Source organism: Corallococcus carmarthensis (assembly GCF_003611695.1).
GTDB lineage: Bacteria > Myxococcota > Myxococcia > Myxococcales > Myxococcaceae > Corallococcus > Corallococcus carmarthensis.
On sequence record NZ_RAWE01000026.1, the window covers coordinates 20220 to 43708 of the forward strand.

Annotated in this window: 21 protein-coding genes; 13 read left to right on the forward strand and 8 right to left on the reverse strand. The window is 70.8% G+C overall.

What is annotated here, in order from left to right:
* Window positions 1-29 precede the first annotated feature (29 nt).
* The 3 genes from D7X32_RS10165 to D7X32_RS10175 form a co-directional block, all read right to left on the reverse strand.
* Window positions 30-1118, reverse strand: a complete 1089-nt coding sequence (locus D7X32_RS10165; RefSeq protein WP_120602325.1) for a CgeB family protein — start codon at window positions 1116-1118, stop codon at window positions 30-32.
* 225 nt (window positions 1119-1343) lie between these two features.
* On the reverse strand, window positions 1344-1904 hold the full coding sequence (locus tag D7X32_RS10170) for a peroxiredoxin (RefSeq protein WP_120602326.1): 561 nt from the start codon (window positions 1902-1904) through the stop codon (window positions 1344-1346).
* 59 nt (window positions 1905-1963) lie between these two features.
* Window positions 1964-3244, reverse strand: a complete 1281-nt coding sequence (locus D7X32_RS10175; protein WP_120602362.1) for an amidohydrolase family protein — start codon at window positions 3242-3244, stop codon at window positions 1964-1966.
* Between the two features lie 337 nt (window positions 3245-3581).
* On the opposite strand from D7X32_RS10175, the gene D7X32_RS10180 reads away from it, so the two are divergent.
* The 3 genes from D7X32_RS10180 to D7X32_RS10190 are packed head-to-tail and all read left to right on the forward strand — an operon-like array spanning window position 3582 to window position 7496.
* The gene (locus tag D7X32_RS10180; protein WP_244238944.1) at window positions 3582-5705 is read left to right on the forward strand and encodes a serine/threonine-protein kinase; all 2124 of its coding nucleotides are present in this window, start codon (window positions 3582-3584) and stop codon (window positions 5703-5705) included.
* A gap of 9 nt (window positions 5706-5714) precedes the next feature.
* Entirely contained in the window at window positions 5715-6737 is a 1023-nt protein-coding gene (locus D7X32_RS10185) for a CE1 family esterase (RefSeq protein WP_120602328.1), read from the forward strand.
* 33 nt (window positions 6738-6770) lie between these two features.
* Window positions 6771-7496 carry a carbohydrate deacetylase gene (locus D7X32_RS10190; RefSeq protein WP_279635574.1) on the forward strand — a complete coding sequence of 242 codons (726 nt, stop codon included), beginning with the start codon at window positions 6771-6773 and terminating at the stop codon, window positions 7494-7496.
* Between the two features lie 2 nt (window positions 7497-7498).
* Here the strand turns inward: D7X32_RS10190 and D7X32_RS10195 are convergent, their stop codons facing one another.
* Window positions 7499-9403: an ATP-binding response regulator gene (locus D7X32_RS10195; RefSeq protein ID WP_120602330.1), complete on the reverse strand. Its 1905-nt coding sequence runs from the start codon at window positions 9401-9403 to the stop codon at window positions 7499-7501.
* 203 nt (window positions 9404-9606) lie between these two features.
* On the opposite strand from D7X32_RS10195, the gene queF reads away from it, so the two are divergent.
* A complete protein-coding gene (gene queF / locus D7X32_RS10200) occupies window positions 9607-9972 on the forward strand; it encodes a preQ(1) synthase (protein WP_120525213.1) in 366 nt (121 codons plus the stop codon).
* Window positions 9973-9982: 10 nt separating this feature from the next.
* Here the strand turns inward: queF and D7X32_RS10205 are convergent, their stop codons facing one another.
* Window positions 9983-10996 (reverse strand): serine/threonine-protein kinase, encoded by a 1014-nt coding sequence (locus tag D7X32_RS10205; protein ID WP_439328994.1) that lies wholly within the window; start codon window positions 10994-10996, stop codon window positions 9983-9985.
* 233 nt (window positions 10997-11229) lie between these two features.
* Between D7X32_RS10205 and D7X32_RS10210 the strand changes: the two genes are divergently transcribed.
* From D7X32_RS10210 to D7X32_RS10230, 5 genes are all read left to right on the forward strand, one after another.
* Window positions 11230-12036 (forward strand): hypothetical protein, encoded by an 807-nt coding sequence (locus D7X32_RS10210; RefSeq protein ID WP_120602332.1) that lies wholly within the window; start codon window positions 11230-11232, stop codon window positions 12034-12036.
* Entirely contained in the window at window positions 12033-12944 is a 912-nt protein-coding gene (locus D7X32_RS10215) for a DUF3396 domain-containing protein (protein ID WP_120602333.1), read from the forward strand. The genes D7X32_RS10210 and D7X32_RS10215 overlap by 4 nt, the downstream gene beginning before the upstream one ends.
* An 84-nt stretch (window positions 12945-13028) precedes the next feature.
* Window positions 13029-13616, forward strand: coding sequence for a hypothetical protein (locus tag D7X32_RS10220; protein ID WP_120602334.1), 588 nt, complete (start codon window positions 13029-13031; stop codon window positions 13614-13616).
* Between the two features lie 119 nt (window positions 13617-13735).
* Entirely contained in the window at window positions 13736-15256 is a 1521-nt protein-coding gene (locus D7X32_RS10225) for a Ppx/GppA phosphatase family protein (protein WP_120602335.1), read from the forward strand.
* A gap of 163 nt (window positions 15257-15419) precedes the next feature.
* Entirely contained in the window at window positions 15420-16643 is a 1224-nt protein-coding gene (locus D7X32_RS10230; RefSeq protein ID WP_120602363.1) for a zinc-dependent alcohol dehydrogenase, read from the forward strand.
* Between the two features lie 6 nt (window positions 16644-16649).
* Here D7X32_RS10230 and D7X32_RS10235 read toward each other — a convergent pair whose 3' ends face one another.
* Window positions 16650-17672, reverse strand: coding sequence for an S-adenosylmethionine:tRNA ribosyltransferase-isomerase (locus D7X32_RS10235; protein ID WP_208752383.1), 1023 nt, complete (start codon window positions 17670-17672; stop codon window positions 16650-16652).
* A complete protein-coding gene (locus tag D7X32_RS10240) occupies window positions 17669-18385 on the reverse strand; it encodes an SDR family NAD(P)-dependent oxidoreductase (RefSeq protein ID WP_279635573.1) in 717 nt (238 codons plus the stop codon). The genes D7X32_RS10235 and D7X32_RS10240 overlap by 4 nt, the downstream gene beginning before the upstream one ends.
* A 92-nt stretch (window positions 18386-18477) precedes the next feature.
* Here D7X32_RS10240 and D7X32_RS10245 point away from each other — a divergent pair, with 92 nt between their 5' ends.
* Together D7X32_RS10245 and D7X32_RS10250 are read left to right on the forward strand one after the other, a co-directional pair.
* A complete protein-coding gene (locus D7X32_RS10245) occupies window positions 18478-19035 on the forward strand; it encodes a helix-turn-helix domain-containing protein (protein ID WP_120602364.1) in 558 nt (185 codons plus the stop codon).
* A 140-nt stretch (window positions 19036-19175) separates the two neighbouring features.
* Window positions 19176-20288: a serine/threonine-protein kinase gene (locus tag D7X32_RS10250; protein WP_120602338.1), complete on the forward strand. Its 1113-nt coding sequence runs from the start codon at window positions 19176-19178 to the stop codon at window positions 20286-20288.
* A gap of 4 nt (window positions 20289-20292) precedes the next feature.
* Here the strand turns inward: D7X32_RS10250 and D7X32_RS10255 are convergent, their stop codons facing one another.
* Window positions 20293-20655 carry a helix-turn-helix transcriptional regulator gene (locus D7X32_RS10255; RefSeq protein ID WP_120602339.1) on the reverse strand — a complete coding sequence of 121 codons (363 nt, stop codon included), beginning with the start codon at window positions 20653-20655 and terminating at the stop codon, window positions 20293-20295.
* Between the two features lie 103 nt (window positions 20656-20758).
* On the opposite strand from D7X32_RS10255, the gene D7X32_RS10260 reads away from it, so the two are divergent.
* Together D7X32_RS10260 and D7X32_RS10265 are read left to right on the forward strand one after the other, a co-directional pair.
* On the forward strand, window positions 20759-22528 hold the full coding sequence (locus tag D7X32_RS10260) for a serine/threonine-protein kinase (protein WP_120602340.1): 1770 nt from the start codon (window positions 20759-20761) through the stop codon (window positions 22526-22528).
* A 26-nt stretch (window positions 22529-22554) separates the two neighbouring features.
* Window positions 22555-23466, forward strand: coding sequence for a DUF2381 family protein (locus D7X32_RS10265; protein WP_120602341.1), 912 nt, complete (start codon window positions 22555-22557; stop codon window positions 23464-23466).
* Window positions 23467-23489 lie beyond the last annotated feature (23 nt).

Consider the following 23489-nt stretch of genomic DNA (forward strand, 5'->3'; position numbering starts at 1 on the left):
TCACTCACGGGGACAGACTTTCAGGTCCGTCATCCCGGGCCCATGAGGCTCAGTTCAGCGAGCGCACCGGAGCCATCCACGGGGGGCCCCTGCTCCGCCTCGTTCGCGTATTGCTCCAGCTGCACGGCTCGGTGGGCCACGGTGTGTTCGGCCAGGACCCTCGCCCGGGCTCGCATGCCCAGCTGGTGCCGGTCCGCTTCCGGCATCGCCAACAGGTAGCGCAGCACGTCCCGCTCCGTACGGGCGACCATCACCTCCTCGCCCAGCGCGAAGAGGTCCTCCAGGCCCGTCCAGGGGTCGCAGATCAGCGCGGCCCCGCAGGCCGCGGCCTCGAACAGGTTCGCGCCCGGCGTGTGCTCCGCCTGGGAGAGCGCCAGCGTGAAGCGTTGCGCGCCGAGGAAACCCGCCTGCTCTCGTGGCGACGGTGCCGCATGCCTCGCCACGTTGGCGGGCCAGGCGTCATCCACCGCCGACAACATCCCCGCGAGGACGAAGCGACCCTCGGCCCAACCGCGCGCGGCGCCGAGCAACCATTGCGTCAGCAGTCCCCGCCGCTCCGCGGACAGCGGCCCCAGGTGCCCCAGGTCCCAGCGCGTCCTCCCGCTCCCGGGCGCGAAGTGCCCCACGTCCACACCGGGCAGGAACACGCGCGCCCGGGCCACGCCCCACTCGCGCTCCAGTTGCCGGGGCACCGGGCCTCCGCTGGAACAGAGATAGAGCCGGTAGCCCGCGAACAGCTCCGGCGACATGCATCCGGGGTCCTCTCGCAGGGCATGCCGTGCCAGCGTCCGGGGCGTGTCCCGGTCCCAGAAGACGGTGAGCCCGCCCGCCGTGTTCGTGGCCCAGCGGCTCACGTCCGCGACCTGCGGCACGTCCGCGTCCACCAGCATCAGGTCCGCTCGGCGCACCCGTGAATGGAAGCGCGCGTGCAGGTCCGCGAGGTCCAGGTACGTCGCGACGGCGGAGGACTCCTCCCGCTGCGTGCCGGGCGCCGTGCGCTCCAGGAAGAGGACCGCGTGTCCGCGCCGCCGGAGCGCCTGCGCGAGCTGCCTCGGGGCCGTGTCCGCCTGCGACCCGGCTGCGGGCCGGCACGCGGGGCCCAGAAAGACGATGTCCATCCACTCGGGCCTCCTCACGCCCCCAGCCCGGCGGATGGAGGAAGTCCCGCGCGCGGCAAGCCCCAGGGCTATCGCCTCCAGCCTCGGGCGGACAAGCAGCCGTGCGCCGGGCCGCGTGAACTCCTCAACGGCATGGACGGCATTCCGCCCGCGCGTGCAACGGCGACGTCCGCGAGTGGACCGTGCCCCCGTCCCGGAAGCCAGGGGCCCGCGTCCGTGCCGCGGCTACTTCGTCGCGGGCTCGGCCTGGGTGGGAGGCGTGTTCCCCGCCGGAGCCGCCGCGGGCTTCGCGGCCGCGCCCTTGCGCAGCGGACACGCGACGATGGCGCCCGAGGGGTCGATGGCGTCCTTGCCCTCGTCCACCTTGAGCACCTTGCGGTCCTCGCCCACGACGAACGTGTAGCGCTTGGACACCGTCAGCACCGGCATCTTCACGTCGTACGCGCCCACGACCTTGGCGTCCGGATCCGGGATGAACGCGAAGGGCGCCTTCAGCTCCGTCTTGAAGCGCGTCAGCGTCTCCGCGTCGTCCGTGGAGAAGGCCAGCACCTGGCCCTGCACCTGCTCGATGTCCTTGTAGCGGTCGCGGTACGCGGTCAGCTCCTTCGTGCAGCCGCCGGTGAACGCCTTGGGGAAGAAGGCCACGATGACGGGCCCCTTCTTCACCATCTCCGACAGCGTGTAGGTCGTCCCCGCGGTGTCCTTCACCGTGAAGTCCGGGGCGGTTTCGCCCACCTGGGGAATCGCTGCGCTGAGCCATCCGACGACGAGCAGGGAGTTGAGCATGCCCGGGACTTAACGGGCCCCGGACACCACCACAAGCTCCAGGCTCCGGGCTCCAGGCTTTACGACGAGGCCATGCGCGCCCACACCGCGGCGGCGGCCTCGCGCGACTGCTCGGCGACCACGGTGGGGTTCACCGACAGCGGCCTGCGCGCCCAGACACGCCACACGCCGTCCACCATCACCGCCTCCACGTGGCGGCTGCCCAGCCCGTGCACCACGTGCCACGCCAGCGTCTCCGCCGTCAGCGGCGTGGGCGACAGGTAGTCCAGCACCAGCAGGTCCGCGAGCGCGCCCTCGCGCATGGGGCCGATGGCCGCCTCGAACACCTGCGACGCCAGCCGGTGGCCGTTGGCCAGGTAGCGCAGCACGTCGATGGGCTGCCCCGCCTCGCGCGAGCGCAGGTACGCCGCCTGCGCCTCCGCGAACAGGTCCGGCGACGTGCCGTCCGTGCCCAGCGATGCCCGCGCCCCGAACTTCAGCGCGGGCGCGTAGCCCACCTCCAGGCCCTGGTTGGAGCGCGGCGTGTGGAGCAGCCACGTCCCCGTGGCCAGCACCTGCGCCAGGTCCGCCCACGCCAGGTGGCCCGCGTGCGCCGCCATGGCGCGGGGCGACAGCAGGTTGCTGGTGAGCAGCCGCGTCACCGGCCCGTTGCCGTGGCGCTCGGTGGACAGCCGCTCGTCCAGCGGATCCTCCGCGAGCGGGAAGTGCAGCCCGGTGCCGGTGGTGTTGAGCGCCTCGCCCAGCCCCTGGAGCGCGTCGTCGCCGAGCGTGAAGCAGGGGCCCGCGCCCACCTGTCCGCGGAAGCGGCCCCGGGCCTTGCGCGCGAAGCTGACCGTCTCCTCCAGGCCCTCTTCCCGGCCCACCGCGCCCATGCGGTCCGTCACCGCGTAGGACAGCACGCCGCGCACGCCCACCTCATGGAGGCCGCGCGCCGCGCGCAAGAGCGAGCCCGTCACCGCGCGGGGCGAGGCGTGCAGGTCGAACAGGGTGGTGGTGCCGCACTGGATGGACTCCAGCCCGCCCGCCGTGGCGGCCACCTGCACCGCGTCCAGGTCCAGCGCGTTCTCGAAGGGCCAGCGCACCTGCTCCAGCAGGGCCTGGTAGGACGGCGGCGGAGGACGGACCAGGCCGCGCGACAGGACGCTCGCGAGCCGGTGGTGGGCGTTGACGAGCCCCGGGAAGACGAGCTTGCCGGACAGCGCGACCACCTCGTCGTCGGGGCCGGGCGCCAGGTCCTCGCCCCGCGCCACGATGCGCTCACCTTCGATGCGCAGGTCCACCCGCTCCACGGACGCGGGCTCCAGTTCGACGACGAAACCACCCTTGAGGACGGTGCCCAACATCCCTCCCTGCATCCGCGACGGTTCGCGAGGTTCGTGAAGGCGGCCCCCTCCCCTTAGGGGTCACGCTTGAGGCTTGAGACGTTAGCACTCCCGCGCCGTCCTCCGTCACCGGGACCACACATCCTTCCACCCACACCCGTCGTCCCGGCCCCTCCAATACGGGGGGCATGCCCGGAGTGTCTGGCGTCGGGGACGGGGACAGGCAGGCAGGCGGCACGTCAGGACGTTGGGCGCCGGGGGCGCGGACCCGTAGACTGCCGCCACCTTGGTGTCGGAATCCGGCGTTTCCTGGGCAGGTCGCTACCGCTTGAGCGCGCGCATCGCGACGGGCGGCATGGCGGAGGTGTATCTGGCGCGCGCCATCACCCCGGATGGCCAGCGCGGCCCGTCCGTGGCGGTGAAGCGGCTGATGCCGCACCTGGTCGCGGACCGGCGCATCGTGCAGATGTTCCTCAACGAGGCGCGCATCACCGCGCAGGTGCGTCATCCGCACGTGGTGTCCATCCTGGAGCTGGGCATGGAGGGCGGAGAGCCCTTCATCGCCATGGAGCTGCTGGAGGGGCGCTCGTTCGCGGAGGTGCGGCAGGAGGCCGCCGAGCGCGGCCAGCGCGTTCCGTTGGGCATCACCCTGCGCGTGCTGGTGGATGCGTGCCGGGGGCTGGACGCCGCGCACCGCGCCGTGGACGAGGCGGGCCGGCCGCTGAAGATCGTCCACCGCGACTTCACGCCGGACAACATCCACGTCGGCGTGAACGGCGTGGTGAAGGTCATCGACTTCGGCATCGCGAAGGCGGACGCGCTGGGGGCGGGGACGGAGCCCGGGACGCTGAAGGGCAAGTTCTTCTACATGTCGCCGGAGATGATCGCCGGCCGCAGCGTGGACCACCGCGCGGACCTGTTCGCCGCGGGGGTGATGCTCTACGAACAGCTGTGCGGACGGCGGCCCTTCACCGGCATGTCCACCGACGAGGTGCTCACGCGCATCTCGGAAGGGAAGCCGAAGCCGCCCACCGCGTTCGACCCGTCGGTACCGCAGGCGCTGGAGGCGGTGTGCCTCATGGCGCTCGCGAAGGACCCCGAGGCGCGCTTCGACAGCCTGCAGACGTTCATCGCCGCCATCGAGCTGCTGGGCGGGCCCGCGGAGGTCGCCGCGCCGGCGCAGGTGTCCGCGTACCTGGACACGCTGTTCCCGCCGGACAGTGACCCGAAGCGGCTGGCGCTGCGCAGCGCGAGGCTCGCGGATCCGTCCAATTCGGGCGCGGATGGCGCGCCGGCCCTGGACGTGCTGCCGCCCTTTGGCGTGCAGGGCATTCCGTCCTGGCCCGTGCCCCCACCGGCCGAGGCTCCGGTGATGACCCGGCCCCTGCCGCCCCTGGGAACCCACACCGTGTCGCTGCGCGTCTCGACCCGGCCCGTGACGGCTGGCGGCGTGAGCAGCCCCGTGCCGCCCCAGCCCCCTGTCGCGCCCTCAGGCCCCACGACCGCGAGCGCGCAGGACAAGGCGGCGCGTGCCGAGCCCCGGTCGCGAAGAGCGCTGGCCATCGTCGCGGGGGTGCTCGCGCTGGGCGGACTGGGCGCGGGAGCCACGTGGTACCTGCGGCGTCCGGAACCGCCGCCTCCCGCCCGGATTGCCGCCGCCGAGGCCGCCACGACCGCGGAGGCGAAGGTGTCCGCGCTGGATGGGATGGGCAAGGACGTTCGCGCCACGGCGGCGGAGCTGGCCCGCGCGGGCACGCTGCTGTTGAACGCGGGCGCCCACTCGCAGGCCCTGTCGCTGGCGGAGGCGTACACCTCGCGCTTCCCGAAGGAGGCGGAGGCGCACCTGCTCGCCGCGCGCGCCGCCACCGAGCTGCGCATGGGCAAGCGCGCGGAACGCGCCATCGACGAGGCCACCGCCCTGGCCCCCAAGGACGTCCGTGTGCCGCTGGCCCTGGCCGACCTGCGGGCCCGCCAGGGCGACGTGCCCGGTGCGCTGACCGCGCTCGCGAAGGCCTACGCACAGGCGCCGGGTTCCGCCCAGGTCGCCCCCCGCTACGGACAGCTCCTGTCACAGGGTGGACGGCTGGACGAGGCCGCCACCGTGCTGACCACCTGGACGCGCCAGCACGACGACGCCGAGTCCCTGGCGGAGCTGGGCTTCGTGCGCTTCCGCCAGGAGAAGCTGGACGACGCCGTCGCCCTGCTCAAGCGCGCGCAGCGCAAGGCCCCCACGCTCGCGGTGGCCCACTCCTACCTGGGAGCCGTCCTCTTCCGGCAGGGCGACCTTCGCGGCGCCGAGCGCGAGTACCGCGAGGCCGAACGTCTGGCCCCGGACGATCCCCGCGCCCTCACCGCGCGTTGCCAGCTCCACGTCCACCAAGGCGACACCGCCCAGGTGGCCGAGGTGAAACGTACGCTGGCGGAAAGGTTCCCGGACCGGGCGGTGGCGCTCGCGGCGGAGTGCGGCACGGGGAATTAGTCTCCCGCCATGCGCCTTCGCTTTTTCGCCCTCGCCGCGTCCAGCCTGCTGCTGACCGCCACCGCGTGCGGCTCCAGCTCCACGACGGACGACGACACCGACGCCGGGACGGAGCTCCCGGGCACCCCTCCCGGGGACGTGGCCCCCGCGGACCGCGCGGCCTGCTCCGGTCTCACCGTGACGCCCGGCACCTACGACTGGACCGTCGAGCACGGCGGCCACACCCGCGCCTTCCGCGTCCACGTCCCCAGCGGCTACGACGCCACGAAGCCCACGCCCGTCGTGCTCAGCTTCCACGGCTTCGGCTCCACCGAGCAGGAGCAGGAGCAGCTGACCGGCTTCTCCGCGCTGGCAGACGCGGAGGGCTTCATCGCCGTGTACCCGCGCGGCCTCAACTTCCCGGAGATCTACGGCCGGGGCGAAGCGGACACGCGGGGCTGGAACGGCGAGGCGTGCTGTGGCCCGGCGCAGATTGCCGGCGTGGACGACGTGGGCTTCGTGGACGCGCTGCTCGCGGACCTGGACACCCGCGTGTGCACGGACCCGCGCCGCGTCTTCGCCAACGGCTTCTCCAACGGCGGCTTCTTCTCCTACCGGCTGGCCTGCGAGCGCGCCCAGCGCATCGCCGCCATCGCGCCCGTCGCGGGCATGGATGGCGTGCCGGACTGCCGCCCGTCGCGCCCCATCCCCGTGCTCCACTTCCACGGCACCGCCGACGAATCCATCTATTACGACGGGGGCGAGAACCTCACCGTCGTCGGCGGCAAGCCCTACCCGTCCGCCGTGGAATCCGTGCGCCGCTTCGCCGCGTTCAACGGCTGCACCGGCCCGCAGCAGCAGACGTATCAGCAGGGCAACAGCACCTGCGTGGCGTATACGGGCTGCCAGCCGGAGAGCGCCACCGCGAGCCTGTGCACCGTCACCGGCGGCAAGCATGCGTGGCCCGGCCAGCCCTTCTACAATGACGGCACGCCGGACCTGAATGCGTCCCTGGAGATGTGGCGCTTCTTCCAGGCGCGTCCCCGTCCCTGAAGGAGGCCCGTCACGCCGCCCCGCGCCCTCATCATCAACGCCGATGACCTGGGCTACGACCCGGGCATCACCCGGGGCATCCTCCAGGCGCTGCGCGAGGGCGTCGTCTCCTCCTCCACCCTCCTGGTGAACGCGCCGGATTCCGGGGACGCCGCGAGGCAGGCCCGGGGACTCGCCATCGGGTTGCACCTGAACCTGGACCGGGGTCCGCCGGTGGACCCCGCCTTCCCGGGCGAGTGGCGCACCGTGGACGGAGGCCTCGCCGGAGCCCGGGTGGGGGAACTTCCCGCGGACGTGGTGGAGGCGGAGGCGCTCGCGCAACTGGAGCGGCTGGAGCGGCTCCTGGGCCAGGCCGCCACGCACCTCGACGTGCACAAGCACCTGCACCGGCATCCCCAGGTGCTGGAGGGACTGGCGCGCGTCGCGAGGCGCGCGGGCCTCCCGGTGCGCTCCATCGACGCGCGGATGCGCGGCGCGCTGAGGGCCTGGGGCGTGGCCACGAATGACCACTTCGTGGGCGAGTCCGGAGCGACGGCGTACTGGACGCCGGAGCACTTCTCGTCGGCCCTGGCGGCGCTGCCGGGCGAAGGCGTCACGGAGTGGATGTGCCACCCGGGCCACCTGCCCGAAGTCGTCACCACCCGCTACGCCGCGCAGCGCGAGGTGGAGCTCGGCACCTTCCTGGAGTCCCGCTCACGCGAGGCCCTGGAACAGGCGGGAGTCCACCCCACGGACTTCCGCGTCCTCCGCGCGCGCTGACCCTACGCGGGCGTGACGAGCGGCAGCTCCGACTCCACCGGCGTCAACGTCCGGCGCTTCTCGCGCGTCAGCACGGTGCGCACGCCCGCGAGCAGCTCCTCCGGCCGGTACGGCCTGGGACACAGCGCGGCGTTCTCCTGCGCCCACCACGGCCGCGCATCCCCCGCCAGCAGGATGGGCACCGGCCGCGCGCGAGGCAGCGTGGCGAAGGTCTCCAGGAAGCTGGCCACCGCGGCCTGCGTGGCGCTCGTCGACAGGACGATGAGGTCCACCGGCAGGTGCGTCGCCTTGCGCAGGGCCTCCGCGCCGCTCTGCACGGTGAACACCTCGAAGCCCTCCGCGCGCAGGGTGCGCTCCGCCGCGGCCTCCTGATGCGAGTCCTCGTCCAGCACCAGCACGCGCCGGGGCAGCCGCCGCACCTCGTGCGCGGACATGCGCGGCAGGTCCAGCATGAACGTGGAGCCCTCGCCCTCGCGGCTGCGGAGCGCCAGCGCGCCGCCATGCATCTTCACGATGGAGTGGCTGATGAACAGGCCCAGCCCCAGCCCGCCGAAGTTGCGGTGCGACACGTTGCGCGCCCGGTAGAAGCGCTGGAACACCAGGGCCTGATCCGCGCCCGGAATCCCGATGCCGTGGTCCTGCACCTGGATGCGCGCGGACTCCGCCGTGCGCCCCACCCTCACCGCGATGGGCGCCCCCGCCGGGCTGTACTTGTGCGCGTTCTCCAGCAGGTTCACCAGCACCTGCTCCAGCCGGTCCCTGTCCCCCAGCACCCAGACGCCGTCGTGCGGCACGTCCACCGTGAAGGGGCGCTCGAAGGCGTGACGGAAGTGGTCCACCACCTCCGCCACCAGCTGCCCCACCTCCAGCGGCGACGAGTCCAGCGCCAGCCGCCCCAGCTCCAGGCGGCTCGCGTCCAGCAGGTCGTCCACCAGCCCCGCGAGCCGGTCCACCTGCCGCTTGGACTTGAGCACGCTCGCGAGCGATACCGGCTGCCCCGCGGCGATGCGGCGCTCCATGGAGTACAGGCCCAGCTTCAGCGGCGTGAGCGGCGTCTTCAGCTCATGCGACGCGATGGACATGAACTCCTCGCGCACGCGCAGGGCGGACTGGGCCTCGCGGAGCAGCCGCGCGTTCTCCACCGCCACCGCCAGCTGGCTGGCCGCCGCGCTCCACATCTCCAGTTCGCGCACGGAGAAGGACGCGCCCTGTTCCTTGTAGATGAGCAGCAGGCCCACCGTGCGGCGCGGCGCGCACAGCGGCACCGCCGCGAACACGGAGCCCACCGCGTCGCCGTAGCCGCGCTGGATGCCCAGCTGCGGCTGGCGCAGGGCCAGGGCCTGCCGGTAGGGGTCCTCCGACGGGTCGAACGCGTCCTGGGGCGCGTCCAGGCCCTCCAGGTCCGACACCGCCATGCGCTTCAGCGTCGCGTCGTCCTCCTCGTAGAGGAACACCTCCGCGCGCCGCACCTGGGCACACCGCACCAGCGACACCACGGCGGCCGAGCAGACGCGGTCCACCTCCAGCGACTCACCCACCGCGCGGGCAATCTCCCGCACGGCTTGTGAAAACGCGCCCTCGTCGTCCACGCCGGACGGCTCCACCACCAGCCACGCCCCGGCCGAGCCGTTCGTGTGGGTGGGCTTCACCTGCACACGCACCTGCCGGAGCGCGCGGGTGATGGCGTGGCCGGAGTGTGCCCGCTGCTCGCGGATGGCGCGCTCCAGGGCGTCCAGGCTGCGGCCGGGCTCCAGGGCCTCCAGCAGCGTGTTCCCCGGAGAGAGCGTCACGCCCGTCTTGGCCGCGAAGCCCTCCTCGCACCATTGGACGCGCAGGTCAGGACCCACGCGCAGGAGCGCTTGGGGCAGGCACGAGAGGACATCCTCGACGTCGTTGGGTGGCAGCATGGGAGGGGCGGGACGCGCTCGCTACTGGGGTCGCCGGAGGGAGATAGGAATCCCCGAGCATGATCGCCAACCACCCCCGGACGTTCTCCTGTCCTGGAGGGTGCTGGCACGTTGGAACCCGAACAAAGCCCGCGCAGGGCAGCCGGGGGGGCGACTTCTTGGAGGGCGGTGACACGCGCCGAACGTGTGCTAGACGACAGCGCATGTCCTCTCAGCCGTCCAAGGAAATCCAGACCTTCCCCAACCCCGCCGCCGATCGCGACTACGAGATCGCCTTCGACGTGCCGGAGTTCACCTGCCTGTGCCCGCTGACGGGCCAGCCGGACTTCGCGCGCTTCACCATCAAGTACGTGCCGGATCAGCTGTGCGTGGAGCTCAAGAGCCTGAAGCTCTACATGTGGTCCTACCGCAACGAGGGCGCCTTCCACGAGAAGGTGACCAACACCATCGCGGACGACATCATCAAGGCCATCCAGCCGCGCAAGCTGACGGTGGTGGGTGACTTCTTCGTGCGCGGCGGCATCGGGACCATCGTCACCGTCACGCACGACAAGAAGAAGCAGGCCTGAGGCCCCTCCTTCAGCGGGTGAGCTGCTCCAGGAGCGGCGCCCACTGGGACTGGGACAGGTAGAGGCCGGTGCCGGCCGCGACCGCGCCCGCGGTGAGCGCGGCCACCACCCACTTGAAGCGGCCAGGCGCGCGCACGGGCTTCTTCGTCGCGAAGACGTCGAGCACGCCCAGCTCCTGCTGGGTGAGGTGGGCCAGGGCCTCGGTCTCGGTGAGCTTCTCGCGGTAGCGCAGGTAGGCCACGAGCAGCGCGGGGTGGGACACGCGCACCTCGTGGGCCAGGAACAGGTCCAGTTCGCGGCGCATGGCCGCGGCATCCGGGAAGCGGGCCTCCGGCTTCACCGACAGCGCGCGCTTCACGATGCGCGCGAGCGGTGGCGGCACGTGCGGGGCCACCTTCTGGAGCGGCGTGAACTTGCCGTCGCGGATGCGGGCGAAGACTTCGCCGGCCGTCTTGCCCACGAAGGGGCGGACGCCGGTGAGGGCTTCGTACAAGAGGACGCCCAGGGAGAAGATGTCGGTGCGCGCGTCGAGCGGTGCGCCAGTCACTTGCTCCGGGGACATGTACGACGGCGTGCCCACGGCCATGCCCTGCTGGGTGAGGGCTTCGAGGCCGACGTCCTTGGCGATGCCGAAGTCCATGAGCTTCACCTCACCGGACTTGGTGAGCATGACGTTCGCGGGCTTGAGGTCGCGGTGGATGATGCGGCGGAAGTGGGCGTGGTCGAGCGCGCTGGCGATGCGCGCGGTGATGACGGCGGCGACGTCCGGGGGGAGCGGGCCGTCCTTGATGAGGGTGTGGAGGGTGGGGCCGTCCACGTACTCCATGACCATGAAGAGGCTGTCGTTCTTCTCCACCAGGTCATAGAGGGTGACGATGTTCTGGTGGCGGAAGGCGGCGAGCGCCAGGGCCTCGCGGCGGAAGCGGGACAGGGCCTCCTGGTCGCGCTGGCCTTCCGGGAGCAGCTCCTTGATGGCGACCTCGCGCTGAAGCAGCTCGTGCAGGCCGCGATACACGAGCGCCATGCCGCCCCGGCCCAGCTCGCCGAGCACGCGGCAGGCGCCAATCTTGCGGTGACGAAGTCTTTCGGATTTCTCGGCGGCGGCGGTCACGGGGCCGAAGGGTACCGATTCACGTCTCATGCGTCGATGGGCCCTCCCTGACGGGGTGGGTTCTCACAGGTGTGATGGAAAGGCGCGGTGTCGCTGTCTCACGCCAGGGTGCCTACCTGCCAGGCGAGGACTGGCAGGATGGAGACATGGGACTGGGACGCTGGCCGGATTGGCTGTGGGTGCTGCTGTGCGTGGGGCTCGGCGGCTGCGCGGGGCCGCGTGCGCACACGTACGAGCAGCGGGCTTTCGACTCGGTGTCGAACACCTGCCGGACCCAGCCGGCGCTGTGCACCGGGGCGGAGTCGGTGCTCCCGGGGGTTCGCGCGGCGGAAGTGGCGGTGGTGGTGGCGGGTGCCCGGGCGATGATGGACGAGGACACGCAAAGGGCAGTGGAGTTCGTGCTGAAGGAGTGCGCGGACCTGGCACGGTCGCAGGTCCTGCTTCGCTACCATGACGGCCAGAGCCCTTCGAAGGCGCAATGCAACGAAACCCTCCGCAATGAGAAGGGTGAGTCCGTCTCTCGTGCCATGTGGCTGGGCGACAAAATGCACGCGGCGGCATTGGAGTGTGCCCAGCAGAAGCTGGAGTCACTCCGCCCCGGACGGTTCAGTCTTGAGCCAACCTACCGTGTCGACCGGCGCACAGGAGTTACGACCTTGCTCAGCGCCGAAGAGGTCCAGTTGCTGAAGCAGCCTCGCTTCCAAAGCGAACTGAAAGGCACGCTCGTCCCCGATGTCGTCATCCACGAAGGGAGCCCCTTGGAAGCGAACGCCGTCTATGACTTCAAGTTCTCCTGTTACAACGTCGATGAGCCTGCGGTCTGGCGGGAGGTGCCAGCAGAAGGCGCGTCTCCGGGAAGCGTTCCCACGCAAAAGAACCTCTACATGAAAGCATTGGGGCTGAGCAGGTCTCAGGTCTTGCGCGTCGTCCCCCGGCACGGAGTGCTCCAATGACAATTCCTCGCATCCGCCTGAGCGTGAAGGACTGGGAGGGTGAGCTGCTTGTTGCCCAGGACGGACTCGAGTTCTGTTTCTATATGCAGCAGTCACATGACACATTGAGGGCAGGTGTCCGGCAGGCCTTGGACCTTTATCTGAAGGTCATGGGGAAGGAGTCCCTGAACAGCGCCCCGGATTCCGACGGCTACTGGCAGCCCCTCGATGCAGCCGCGTGGAGCGCCATACACCAGAAACTCCACAACCCCCTGTGGGCATCCGTTGCCTTGGCGGGCCAAGACAGGACTGGCGACCGATTCGGCTTCGAATACCGCGGGCATGCATTCAGCCATCCAGATGATTTCAGGGGGCCGGACGCAGTCAGCGCACTCCGGGTTTCATTTCCCACGAAGATCCTGGAAGCGCATGGGCCCGAGCGCATTCGCGGATGGGCGCTCGAAATGGCGCAGCCACTCCCCTTCAGCTACGGCCATGCAGGCCTCTGTTTCAACGGTTACCCCACTGCATCGACCGTCCGTGACGAGGCGAAGAGGCTCGCCTTCCGCCATCCGGCCATGGACGTGATCAACCTGGACGATGTAGCGCGGGACCTGGGCACCCACGTCCGGGCCCCAGCGTGGATGAACTTCCTGGGCCCTCCCGTGCTCAACGAACTGGGCGGAACGGATGCCCTGCGCTCCCGCCTGCACTCGCCTGGGACCACCGTGCAGGCGATAGGGCAGGACCGGGCGGTCGTCACGCTAGGCCCCTATCCAGAAGCCGGTGACACCGAACAAGGGCAGACATTGCCGGCCTACCGGGAGCTCGCGCGCGTGCTCGAACCCTGGCTGTACCAGACGTCCGGTCCAGAAGACTCCGACCTCTTCGACTCCACGCGCCGCTGGCAGCGCCGCTTCCTCGACTGAGCGCTCCGCCTCCCGTCCCCCTGCCCTGCACCGCCTCGCGTGCGTTCCCATGCTTCTTCCATCCAACGTGCCTGGGAGAACGCCATGACGGAACAGGACGCATACATCCAGAAGATGGAGGCCGAGCAGCGCGAGGCGACCGCTCGCTTCCGCGAAATCGAAGCCCAGGCGGAACTCGCCGACAACGAAGAAACGCTCGACGTCCTCACCGGCGCGCGCGCGTTCAACGACGACGTCACCCGTGAGCTCCAGGCGCTCCGCCGCGCCGACCAGAGTGACTGGGAGCGCGTCAAGGACGGCGCGGAGAAGGCCCGCCGCCGCTTCCATGAGCACCTGGACCGCGCCGGCACCCGCTGGGAGGAGCTCCGCGTCGCCTACCGCCGCCAGCGCGAGGACGAGCTGCGTGAGCTGAGCGCCCAGGTGGACCGCTGGGAGGCCTCCCGCAAGCAATCCCGAGCCGAGGACGCGCTGCTCACCCGCGAGGAGCTCGACTTCATCACGCGCGGCGTGAAGAACGCCGGCGAGCTGCTCAAGAACATGCGCCACGCGCGCGGGCAGGTCTGGAAGACGGCCCGCGACCAGTACGAGGCCAACTGGCGCGAACTGATGGAGCGCTCCCGCCGCATCCGCGCCGAAGGCGCCCTGGACGAGTCCGGCGCCTCCCCCTCCTGAAACCCCATCTTCACCAACGCCACACGGCTGTCACACGGCTACGCTAGGAATCGCCCCCACCCGGAGGGACACGGCCCGGAAGGACCGTGCCCCTCCCAGGCGTTTCCGCCCGCGAGCCCATGGCCCTTCCTGCCCGTCCGACCCCGCCTCCCGTCCTCGCCGCCATCGATGTGGGCACCAACGCCGTACGCCTGGAGCTCGCCCGCCCGGACGCCGAGGGCTCGCTCGAAACCCTGCACCAGGAGCGAGACCCCATCCGCCCCGGTGAGGGCGTCTTCACCACCGGAGAGATGCCCCCGGAGACCGCTGACCGGCTCCTCTCCACCCTGCGCCGCTACGCCGCCCTCTGCCGCCGCCACAAGGCCCAGGTGCGCGCCGTCGCCACCAGCGCCCTGCGCGAGGCCCGCAACCGCCAGGACATCGTGCGCCGCGTGCACGAGGAGGCCGGCCTGGAGCTGGAGGTCGTCAGCGGCAAGGAGGAGGCCCGCCTCATCTGCCTGGGCGTGCTGCACAGGAAGCCCGCCAACACCCGCTCGCTCCTCGTGGACATCGGCGGCGGCAGCACCGAGGTCGCCATCGCCACCGGCGAGAAGCCGGACGAGCTCTGGAGCCTCGCCCTGGGCTCCGTGCGCCTCACGGAGGTGTTCGACACCGCGCGCGCCGTGACGCCCAAGCAGCTGCGGTTGATGCGGAGCTTCGTGGAGGAGGTCCTCCACAAGACGCTCCCGGAGAAGCTCCCCGCCCTGCCCCGCGTGGCGCTGGGCTCGTCCGGCACCATCGGCGCCGTGGTCGGCTTCGCCGCCGCGGAGAACGGAGGCAACGCCACCATGCGCCAGCTCACCCAGACCGTGGAGACCCTGGCGAAGATGCCGCCGGAGCGCCGCCGCAAGCGCTTCGACCCGCGCCGCGCGGACATCATCGTCTCCGGCGCCGTCATCCTGGAGGGCGTCGTGCGCCACCTGGGCGTGGAGTCCGTCAGCGTCGTCAACCGCGGCCTGCGCGACGGCCTGCTGGTGGACCTGCTCTACCGCCAGGACGAATCCCGCGAGGACCACAGCCTCGCGGACGCGGCCATCGTCATGGGCCAGCGCTTCCGCTTCGATGAGAAGCACGCCCGCCAGGTGTCCCGCCTGTCCCTGGCCCTCTTCGACAGCCTGGCCGCGCTGCACCAGCTACCCCTGTCCGTGCGCCCCCACCTGGAGGTCGCCGCGCTCCTGCACGACATCGGCACGTCGGTCAGCTACGAGCGCCACCACCGCCACACGTACTACCTCATCCACAACGCGGACCTCCCGGGCCTCGCGGACCACGAGCGCGAAATCATCGCGCGCGTCGCCCGCTACCACCGGCGCTCCCAGCCGGAGCTGTCCCACTCCGGCATGGCCGGGCTCACCCCGTCCGAAGCGCGGCGCGTGCGCAAGCTGGCCACGCTGCTGCGCCTGGCGAACGCGCTGGACCACAGCCACCACCAGCCCATCCGCGACTTCAAGGTGACGGATGGCCGCGAGGCGGTGACCCTGCACCTGCACGCCCGGCAGCCCCTCGACCTGGAGCTGTGGAACGCCGAGCGCGAGGTCGTCCAGTTCCGCAAGGTGTTCGGCAAGCGGCTCGCGTTCCAGGTCCACTCGACCGGACGCTAGGGTTACTGCCTCTCCGCCTGCTCACCGGTGGAGGGAGCGCGGCGCCAGTCCTGCCCGGCTCCACCGCCGTGACCAGAGTCCAGACGAACGGGTCCCGTGCGCCTTTGGAAGCGCCGTGGGCCTTCACGTCTTTCAGGGCCCTGGCGCGGGCAAGGAGCGGAACATGAAGGCAGTCGTTTTCCACGGCATTGGGGACATCCGGCTGGACGACGTCGCGGAGCCGAAGCTCAAGGAGCCCACGGACGCCATCATCCGGCTGACCGCCAGCGCCATCTGCGGCACGGACCTGCACATGATCCGCGGCACCATGGCGGGCATGAAGCCCGGCACCATCCTCGGACATGAAGGCGTGGGCGTCATCGAGGAGCTGGGCAAGGACGTGCGCAACTTCAACGTGGGTGACCGCGTGGTCATCTGCTCCACCATCGCGTGCGGCAACTGCTCGTACTGCCGCGCGGGCTACTACGCCCAGTGCAACGACGCGAACCCCAACGGCCCCGCCGCGGGCACGGCGTTCTTCGGCGGCCCGGAGATGACGGGCCCCTTCGACGGCATGCAGGCGGAGAAGGCGCGCATCCCGTACGCGGCCGTCACCATGGTGAAGGTGCCCGACGGCGTCACCGACGACCAGGCCATCCTCGTCTCCGACATCTTCCCCACGGGCTACTTCGGCGCGGAGATGGCGGAGATCAAACCCGGTGACACCGTGGCGGTGTTCGGCTGCGGTCCGGTGGGCCTGTTCGCCATCGTGAGCGCGAGGCTCCTGGGCGCGGGCCGCGTCTTCGCCATCGACAGCCACGAGGACCGGCTGGCGCTGGCGCGGATGCAGGGCGCGGAGGTCATCAACTTCGAGCAGGAGGACCCGGTGGAGACGCTCAAGCGCTTCACGGCGGGCATCGGCGTGGACCGCGCCATCGACGCGGTGGGCGTGGACGCGCAGCACGCGCACCACGGCCCGGCCGCCAAGAAGGCCAAGGCGGAGAAGCCCGAGTTCAAGCGCGAGGTGGAGAGAGTCGCCCCCAAGCAGAAGCCGGACGGCGACAACTGGGTGCCCGGCGACGGGCCGTCCCAGGCGGCGCAGTGGGCGGTGCAGTCGCTGGCCAAGGCCGGCACGCTGTCCATCATCGGCGTGTACCCGCAGACGATGACCGCGTTCCCCATTGGCGAGGCGATGAACAAGAACCTCACCCTGCGCATGGGCAACTGCAACCACCGCAAGTACATCCCCAAGCTGCTGGAGCTGGTGCGCTCCGGCACCGTGGACCCCACGGCCATCCTGAGCCACGTGAAGTCCATGGCCTCCGCCATCGACGCGTACCGCAACTTCGACCTGCGCAAGCCGGGCTGGGTGAAGGTGGAGCTGGAGCCGGGCGCCACCCTCCAGTGACGCGCGTCATGAATCCAGGAGGAGGCACGTGTCGCCGAACTCGTGCCCCAGGTAGCCCGCGCCTTCCGCATGCGCCGCGGCCCGCTGCAACAGCGGAAGCGGCGCGAAGGCCTGGAGCAGCGCATGGTGGCTGCTCCCCGGGTCGTGCACGCCGGTGAGCAGCCCGTGCACGACCCGCGGCACGTAGCCGGGCCCGAGCAGCAGGCCCGTCACGTCCTCGCCCGGCACCAGCGCCCCGTGTTGCGTCGCGCGTCCTTCCAGCGCGCGCACCACGGTGGTGCCCACCGCCACCACGCGTCCGCCCCGTGCTCGCGTCTCCTCCACCAGCGCCACCGTGCGCTCCGGGATGTCCGAGCGTTCGGGCCGGGGCAGCGCCGCGTCCAGCGCCGCGTCCCCCGTGGAGGAGAGCCCCGCCGCGTGCGTGAGGGATGCCCAGCGCACGCCGCGCGCCTTCAGCCGCAGGAGCACGGACGCGGTGAGGGGCAGTCCCGCGGACGGCATCTCCGCGGCCCACGGCCGTGAGGCGTAGAGCGTCTGCACGTGCCACAGCGCCAGCGGTCCCGCCGTGTATGCGTACTGCACCGGACGGCCCGCCGTGTAGAGCGCCTGCCAGAGCGCCGCGCCGCTCACGTCGAAGGCCACGCGCAGCAGCCGGGGGGATGGGGGCAGCACCTCCAGCACCCGCGCGGTGAGTCCACCCACCTCCAGTCGGGAGCCCACGGGGAGCTCCGGCGGAGGAGGCCGGTCCTCGGTGCGCCGGCGCCAGTCGCCCGCGCCGAAGAGGACGGCGGTCCAGGTGTCGTCCGGTTCGTGGGAGAGCAATCGCAGCTCGATGGGTGCGCCCGCGCCGGTGCGGCCCGTGAGCGAGCCGGGCAGCGTGGCCGCGTCGTTCATCACCAGCAGGTCGCCTTCACGCAGGAGTTGGGGCAACTCCGAAGCGACGGTGTCGGTGAGGCGTTCCGCGCGAGGCTCCACGTGAAGGAGCCTCGCCGCGTCGAGGTGTTCCCGGGGCCAGCGCGCGGCGTTCATGCGGCCTCCCACTTCGCGGCCTCGAACCGCTGGCCGGACGCGGTGTCCCGGGCCTCCACGAGCGCGAGGATGCGCGCGGCCACGTCCTCCGGCTTCGCCAGCGTCGCGGGGTCGGCGTCCGGGAGCGCGTCGGCGTGCATGCGCGTGTCCATGTCACCGGGGTCCACGGTGAGCAGGCGCACACCGCTGCCCTCGAACTCCGCGGCCCAGATGCGCGTCAGGTGCTCCAGCGCGGCCTTCGACACGCTGTAGGCGCCCCAGCGGGGATAGGCGGACACGGCGGCGTCGGAGGTGATGTTGAGGATGAGCCCGCGGCCCCGGACGACCATGCTCCCGGCAACGGCCTTGGTCAGACGGAAGGGTCCCAGCAGGTTGACCTCCAGCACCTGCGAAACGTCCTCGCAAGCCGTGTCCAGGAGGAGCGGGAGCGGCGTGGGCCCCAGGCTGCTCGCGTTGTTCACCAGCACGTCCAGCGGCCCCACCAGCGCGGTGGCCGCGCCCACCAGCGGGTAGATGGCCTGCTTGTCCCCCACGTCGAAGGCGAGCCCGTGCACCGTCAGCCCCTGTGCCCTCAGGGGTGCCACCGCCGCGTCCATCGCCTTCGCGTCACGTGCCACACCGACCACCCGGGCGCCACGCCGGGCGACGGCCTCCATCAGGGCCCGGCCCAGTCCCCGGCTCGCGCCCGTCACCAGCACTGCTTGATTCCGCATGTCCATGGCTTGCTCCTCCTTGAGGAGAAGGGATAGCGGAGGGGCTCCGACGGGATGGCATGGCCGCCAATGCGTTGGCAGAATGCCAGCGCATGAGCGAAGAGGACCTTCCGGGCAGACTGGCGCGCAACCTGAGGACCCTGCGGGAGACGCGGGGGGCCACGCAGGTGCAGCTCGCGAAGCTGGCGAGCGTGCCCCGGGCCACCTGGGCGCATCTGGAATCCGGCGCGGCGAACCCCACGCTGTCGGTGCTGCACCGGGTGGCGGGAGCACTCCAGGTGTCGCTAGAGGAGCTGCTGGCCCGGCCCAAGGCGAGCGCCCGTCACTACCGGCGCGACAGCCTGCCCGTGCGTCAAAGGGGGGCGGCCTTCCTGCGCAAGCTCCTGCCGGATCCGCTGCCCGGCATGGAGTTCGACCGGCTGGAGTTGCCGCCCCGCGCGCGCATCACCGGCGTGCCCCACACCCCGGGCACGCGCGAGTACCTGGCCTGTGAGTCCGGAACCCTCGCGCTGGTGGCCAGCGGGGAGCGGTTCGTCCTCGAAGCGGGTGACGTCGTCGTCTTCCGGGGCGACCAGAAGCACTCCTACGAGAACCCGGGCGCGCGCACGGCGGTGGGCTACTCCGTCGTGCTGCTCGCGCCGTCAATCTAGCGAGGGGGATGCAGCCCGGGGCGGTCCACCCTCATTTCCGGACTTTACCTTTTAAGTCCAAAGCATATGGACTTTTCAGGTTCACCATGCCCAGACTCCCCGGATGGCGCCGTCGCGCCGAACCCTGGCCCCGAGGAGTCATGTCCACGTCCACCCCTGCGCCGCGCCTCGGCTTCTTCCTGCCCACGCCCGGCTGGCCCCGGCCGCTCTTCACCATCCAAGGCGTTCGCTACGAGGCCATTCGCGAGCTGGTGCGGATGCGGACAGGGGAGCTGCTGATGCTCGCCCGTCGTCATCCGGAGCAGGGGGACCCCCTGCCCGGGCTCTGCTTCGTGCGGCGGCTGGCCAATCCCTCCACCACCCTGGGCCGCACGCGCCTGGGGGAGGAGATCCAACGGGCCTTCCGCCTCCGTCACCCCGCCATCGCCCAGGTGTTCCACCGCAAGGTGCACCAGGACTCGCTGCACGTCGTCATGGAGTACGTGGATGGCCCCTCGCTGGAGATGCTGCTGAGCGCGAGCGTGGCGCGCGGCCGGCCGGTCTCCGAAGCCTTCGCCCTCTACGTGGGGGCGGAGCTCGCCGAGGCGCTGCACCATGCGCACACCCTGACGGACGACGCGGGCAAGCCCCTGGGGATCATCCACCGCGACGTCAACCCCCGGCACGTCTACGTGGGGGCGCACGGCGAGGTGAAGCTCGCGAACTTCGGCGCGTCCTATTCCGTGGTGATTGGACGTGAAGAGTCGGCCGCGCACCTCGTCTGGGATGACGTGGCCTATGCCTCACCCGAATACCTGGAGCGGCTGCCGCTGACCCCGCGCTCCGACGTCTTCAGCCTGGCCCTGCTGCTGGTGGAGCTCTTCACCGGCAAGCATCCCTTCGACGTGCAGGACGTGCCCCACCCAACCATCCGCCTGAGTCCGCCGCGGGTGGAGGTCCCCCCGCTGCCGCTGACGCAGACACGGGTGCGGCTGGCCAGCTTCGGACCCGCGCAGGTCGAGGCGGCGGTGAAGCGGCTTTCGCTGGACGTGAAGCAACTGCTGCACGCCGCCCTGCGCATCGAACCCCAGGAGCGGATCGCCACGGCGGAGGACATCCGTGACGTCCTTCGCGCGGCGCTCGTCAGGCGGCACCCGGGCTACGGCCGCCAGGAAGCGGCCAACGAAGCCGCGCGCCTACTGGCGGAAGGGAGCGTGTTTGGCGAGGGCGGCCTCTTCCAGGAGGAACTGGAGGAGAGCGAGAGGAAGAAGTAGCGCGTCAGCGCGCCAGCACGGAGGCGACGTGCAGGAGGGCGTCCAGCTTCTCCGCGTCCAACTTGCGCGCCAGGTGCAGGAGGCGCCGCAGGTCCGGCGCATCCCCCTCCTCCCGAGGCGAAGGCTTCCGGCCCTTGCGCACGTCACCCTCCGGCGTCAGGCCCAGCATCGCTTCGGGGGAGACGCGCAGCTCGCGGCAGAGGCGGTAGAGGGATGGGACGCTGGGCAACATCTTGCCGCGCTCCAGGCGGCTGTAGACGGGGTGCACCAGTCCGATGCGCTCGGCGACTTCGGCCTGCGTCAATCCCAGCTGCTCGCGGGCGGCACGTGCCGCCACGCCAATGGTGATGCCGAGTTCTTCATTCATGGAGGGTGCGCAGCGTATCCGAGATGTCCGCTTCCGGCCCTCGCCCGCTGGATGGCGTGCGGACCCCGCTGGGAAGAGGCCGCATGCGAGAAGGGAGGACGCCATGAGGCCACCGCCTGCCGTCCTGCTGCCCGGGACCCAGGTGCTGGGCTACACGGTGGAACGACAGCTGGGCCAAGGCGGCTTCGGTACGGTGTACCTCGCGCGCAACGCGGGACAGCCCTTCGCGCTGAAGCTGTTGCACCTGCCGCGAGTCGGGGCACGGGTGGAGCGTGAGGTCTCCATCCTCCTGAAGCTGCACCACCCCCATGTCGTGGGCCTCCAGGGCTACGGGCTGTGGCCTCCGGGCGAGCCGCACTTCGCGGTCATCGTCATGGAGTACGTGGACGGACGCCGGTTGGACGTCTGGGCGGACGAGGAGAAACCGTCGGCACGGCAGGTGGCGCGCGCGGTGCTGGATGTGGCGCGGGCGCTCGCCGCGACGCACGCGGCGGGGGTGCTGCACCGGGACGTGAAGGAGGCCAACGTCATGGTGCGCGCCTCGGACGGCCTGGCCAAGCTGGTGGACTTCGGGATTGGCGACTACACGGGCGCGCGCGGACTGACGAAGGACATCCTGCCGCCGGGAACGTCGGAGTACCGCGCCCCCGAAGCGTGGCGGTACTTCCGGCAGCACGCGCGGGTTCCTGGTGCCCGCTACGTGGCGAGCGCACCGGATGACCTGTGGGCGCTGGGCGTCGTCCTCTACTGGCTGCTGACGGGGCGCAAGCCCTTCGACGGTGGGGGCGACGCGGAGTTCATCGAGGCCGTGCTCACCCGGACACCCTCGCCACCGTGCGAGGTGAACGAGCGCGTGCCTCAAGCGTTGAGTGACGTGTGCATGGGGCTGCTGGAGAAGACACCCGAGGTGCGCACGCCGAATGCTCTCGCCGTCATGGCCGCACTGGAGGAAGTCCTGAGGGGCGCGGACGCAGCGTGGGACGTGCCCCTGTGCGCCGCGTCCGGCGAGGACACCGCGACGACGGAGGGCGAACAGGACCGCGTCGAGAAGTGGCGGAACCAGCCAATGCACCAGCCTCGGCAGGACGTGCGTGCGCCGACGACGGTGAAGCCACTGCATCCCTTCCCGGCGTGGGCGGTGGTGCTGACAATCCTGGCGGTGGTCGCCGCGGGAGCGCTGCTGCGCGGGACGGCTCGATCTCCAGGGACGGTCACGCCTCGTCAGGAAGTAGCGCACGCTGGCAAGTCATCTCAATCTGACCTGGCTGCGGCTCCCAGAGGGCCCGAGGCCATCGCCGCGGCCGTCGCACTTCCCGCGACGTTCCAGGAGGTTGCCGCCACCGTGACGAGCCAGACGCCAGAGACTCCCTCCCTTCCGCTCCCTTCGAATCCCGCGAGGAAAATCCGGAGCGTCATGACCCGTGCGGCGGGCGCGGCGGCCTGCACGGCCTTGATGGCCTGCCCTGGCCCACAGGTGCGCCCACCACCACCGCCCGAGCCCTGCCCCATAGGATCGGTGAAGGCCATGCAGGAACGGGGCTTCGTGATGGGTGACAAGTACATCGCAGCCTTCGACTTCTCGCAGCCACGCATCATGTCGGTGTCCGAAGGTCCCACCCAATTTCTCCTGGCCGACGACGTGAGAGACATTCCGAGCGGTACGGCACTGTCAGGCCGGCTTATCGTGAGGGACCGCGTCTATGGGCGCTTGACGTGGGCGACGACAAAGGCAGGCGACAGCTTTCCTGTGTGTCTGGAGGTCTTCGCGGAGGAGGGAGGCCGGGGCATGGCGAGGGAACCTGGAGACGACTCACCGTCGAGTGCCCGGGTCTTCACCACGGTGCGTGTAAAGGCGGTGCGTGAGTTCGAGTAGCAGGCTTGCCTGGGAGACGCCGCCAAGTGACCTCTTCCTCCACGGTTGTCCTCCTGGCGCTCCTGTCCGCGAGCGCGGCGGCATTCGCTCAATCCGAGAGCTCGGCCTCCGTGCCGGGCGCCCGGCGCATCGAGCTGCCTCCTGACGGGAGTCCATCCATCGCGGAAATCGCGGTCAGCGCAGGGCTCTCCACGGGCCTCTACTTCGACTCGGACCTGGTGCGTGAGGGCATCGAGTTGGAGGGGCGGGAGCGCTTCTCGCTGGTGGACATCGGCCAGGCTACCCTCCGCCTGATTCCGTCTTCGCGTGTAACTCCTGGCGAGCACTTCCGGCTCGTCGTGCGCTTCAGGGATGGTGCGGCGCCGGTGAGTGCATCCTTTCTCCTCTGGGTGCATCCCGCGAAGGCGGAACCTCTCGTCGAGGTCTATCGCGGAAAGCGGACGCTCGAGACCTATCAACAAGAGACCCGGGAGGTCCGTGCGGAGTTGGAGCGCTGCCGGGACGAGACCTCACGGTTGATGGCAGAGAATGAGGCTCCGGCCGGGCTGGCGGGACTCCTCTTCACCGGAACCCTGGATGAGAACGGTGTGGCGGGACGCATCGTGACCAAGGACATTCTTCTGCTGGCTGGAAGTGCCCTGAAGGCGATCTCCGTCACCACCTACCGAGCCACGAAGGCTGTTGCCGTCGTGGTCAAGCTGACGACGAAGGCGGGGGAGCAGTCCTGGATCTCGAAGGGGGCGACACTTCGGGGCAGGAGCGGAGCGGAAGTGAAGGTACTCCGCATCTGGCAGCAGCCATCCAGTCCCATGGGTGAAGCCCGGAGCATCGTGGTCGAAGCCGAGGCCCCAGAGGCCGGTGTCCAGGGACCGTTCTCCTTGAAGCTCTGGGAGGACGGACCGCGCACCGTCACGCTGGGCAACGTGACGTTCCCCTGAAACCGGTGCGCCACCAATCGACC

Excerpts from the sequence above, each read along its gene's own strand:
- D7X32_RS10165 (WP_120602325.1), bottom strand. The coding sequence starts at position 1,118 with ATGGACATCGTCTTTCTGGGCCCCGCGTGCCGGCCCGCAGCCGGGTCG.
- D7X32_RS10170 (WP_120602326.1), bottom strand. The coding sequence starts at position 1,904 with ATGCTCAACTCCCTGCTCGTCGTCGGATGGCTCAGCGCAGCGATTCCC.
- D7X32_RS10180 (WP_244238944.1), top strand. The coding sequence starts at position 3,582 with ATGGCGGAGGTGTATCTGGCGCGCGCCATCACCCCGGATGGCCAGCGC.
- D7X32_RS10185 (WP_120602328.1), top strand. The coding sequence starts at position 5,715 with ATGCGCCTTCGCTTTTTCGCCCTCGCCGCGTCCAGCCTGCTGCTGACC.
- D7X32_RS10195 (WP_120602330.1), bottom strand. The coding sequence starts at position 9,403 with ATGCTGCCACCCAACGACGTCGAGGATGTCCTCTCGTGCCTGCCCCAA.
- queF (WP_120525213.1), top strand. The coding sequence starts at position 9,607 with ATGTCCTCTCAGCCGTCCAAGGAAATCCAGACCTTCCCCAACCCCGCC.
- D7X32_RS10205 (WP_439328994.1), bottom strand. The coding sequence starts at position 10,996 with ATGGCGCTCGTGTATCGCGGCCTGCACGAGCTGCTTCAGCGCGAGGTC.
- D7X32_RS10210 (WP_120602332.1), top strand. The coding sequence starts at position 11,230 with ATGGGACTGGGACGCTGGCCGGATTGGCTGTGGGTGCTGCTGTGCGTG.
- D7X32_RS10215 (WP_120602333.1), top strand. The coding sequence starts at position 12,033 with ATGACAATTCCTCGCATCCGCCTGAGCGTGAAGGACTGGGAGGGTGAG.
- D7X32_RS10220 (WP_120602334.1), top strand. The coding sequence starts at position 13,029 with ATGACGGAACAGGACGCATACATCCAGAAGATGGAGGCCGAGCAGCGC.
- D7X32_RS10225 (WP_120602335.1), top strand. The coding sequence starts at position 13,736 with ATGGCCCTTCCTGCCCGTCCGACCCCGCCTCCCGTCCTCGCCGCCATC.
- D7X32_RS10230 (WP_120602363.1), top strand. The coding sequence starts at position 15,420 with ATGAAGGCAGTCGTTTTCCACGGCATTGGGGACATCCGGCTGGACGAC.
- D7X32_RS10235 (WP_208752383.1), bottom strand. The coding sequence starts at position 17,672 with ATGAACGCCGCGCGCTGGCCCCGGGAACACCTCGACGCGGCGAGGCTC.
- D7X32_RS10240 (WP_279635573.1), bottom strand. The coding sequence starts at position 18,385 with ATGCGGAATCAAGCAGTGCTGGTGACGGGCGCGAGCCGGGGACTGGGC.
- D7X32_RS10245 (WP_120602364.1), top strand. The coding sequence starts at position 18,478 with ATGAGCGAAGAGGACCTTCCGGGCAGACTGGCGCGCAACCTGAGGACC.
- D7X32_RS10250 (WP_120602338.1), top strand. The coding sequence starts at position 19,176 with ATGTCCACGTCCACCCCTGCGCCGCGCCTCGGCTTCTTCCTGCCCACG.
- D7X32_RS10255 (WP_120602339.1), bottom strand. The coding sequence starts at position 20,655 with ATGAATGAAGAACTCGGCATCACCATTGGCGTGGCGGCACGTGCCGCC.
- D7X32_RS10260 (WP_120602340.1), top strand. The coding sequence starts at position 20,759 with ATGAGGCCACCGCCTGCCGTCCTGCTGCCCGGGACCCAGGTGCTGGGC.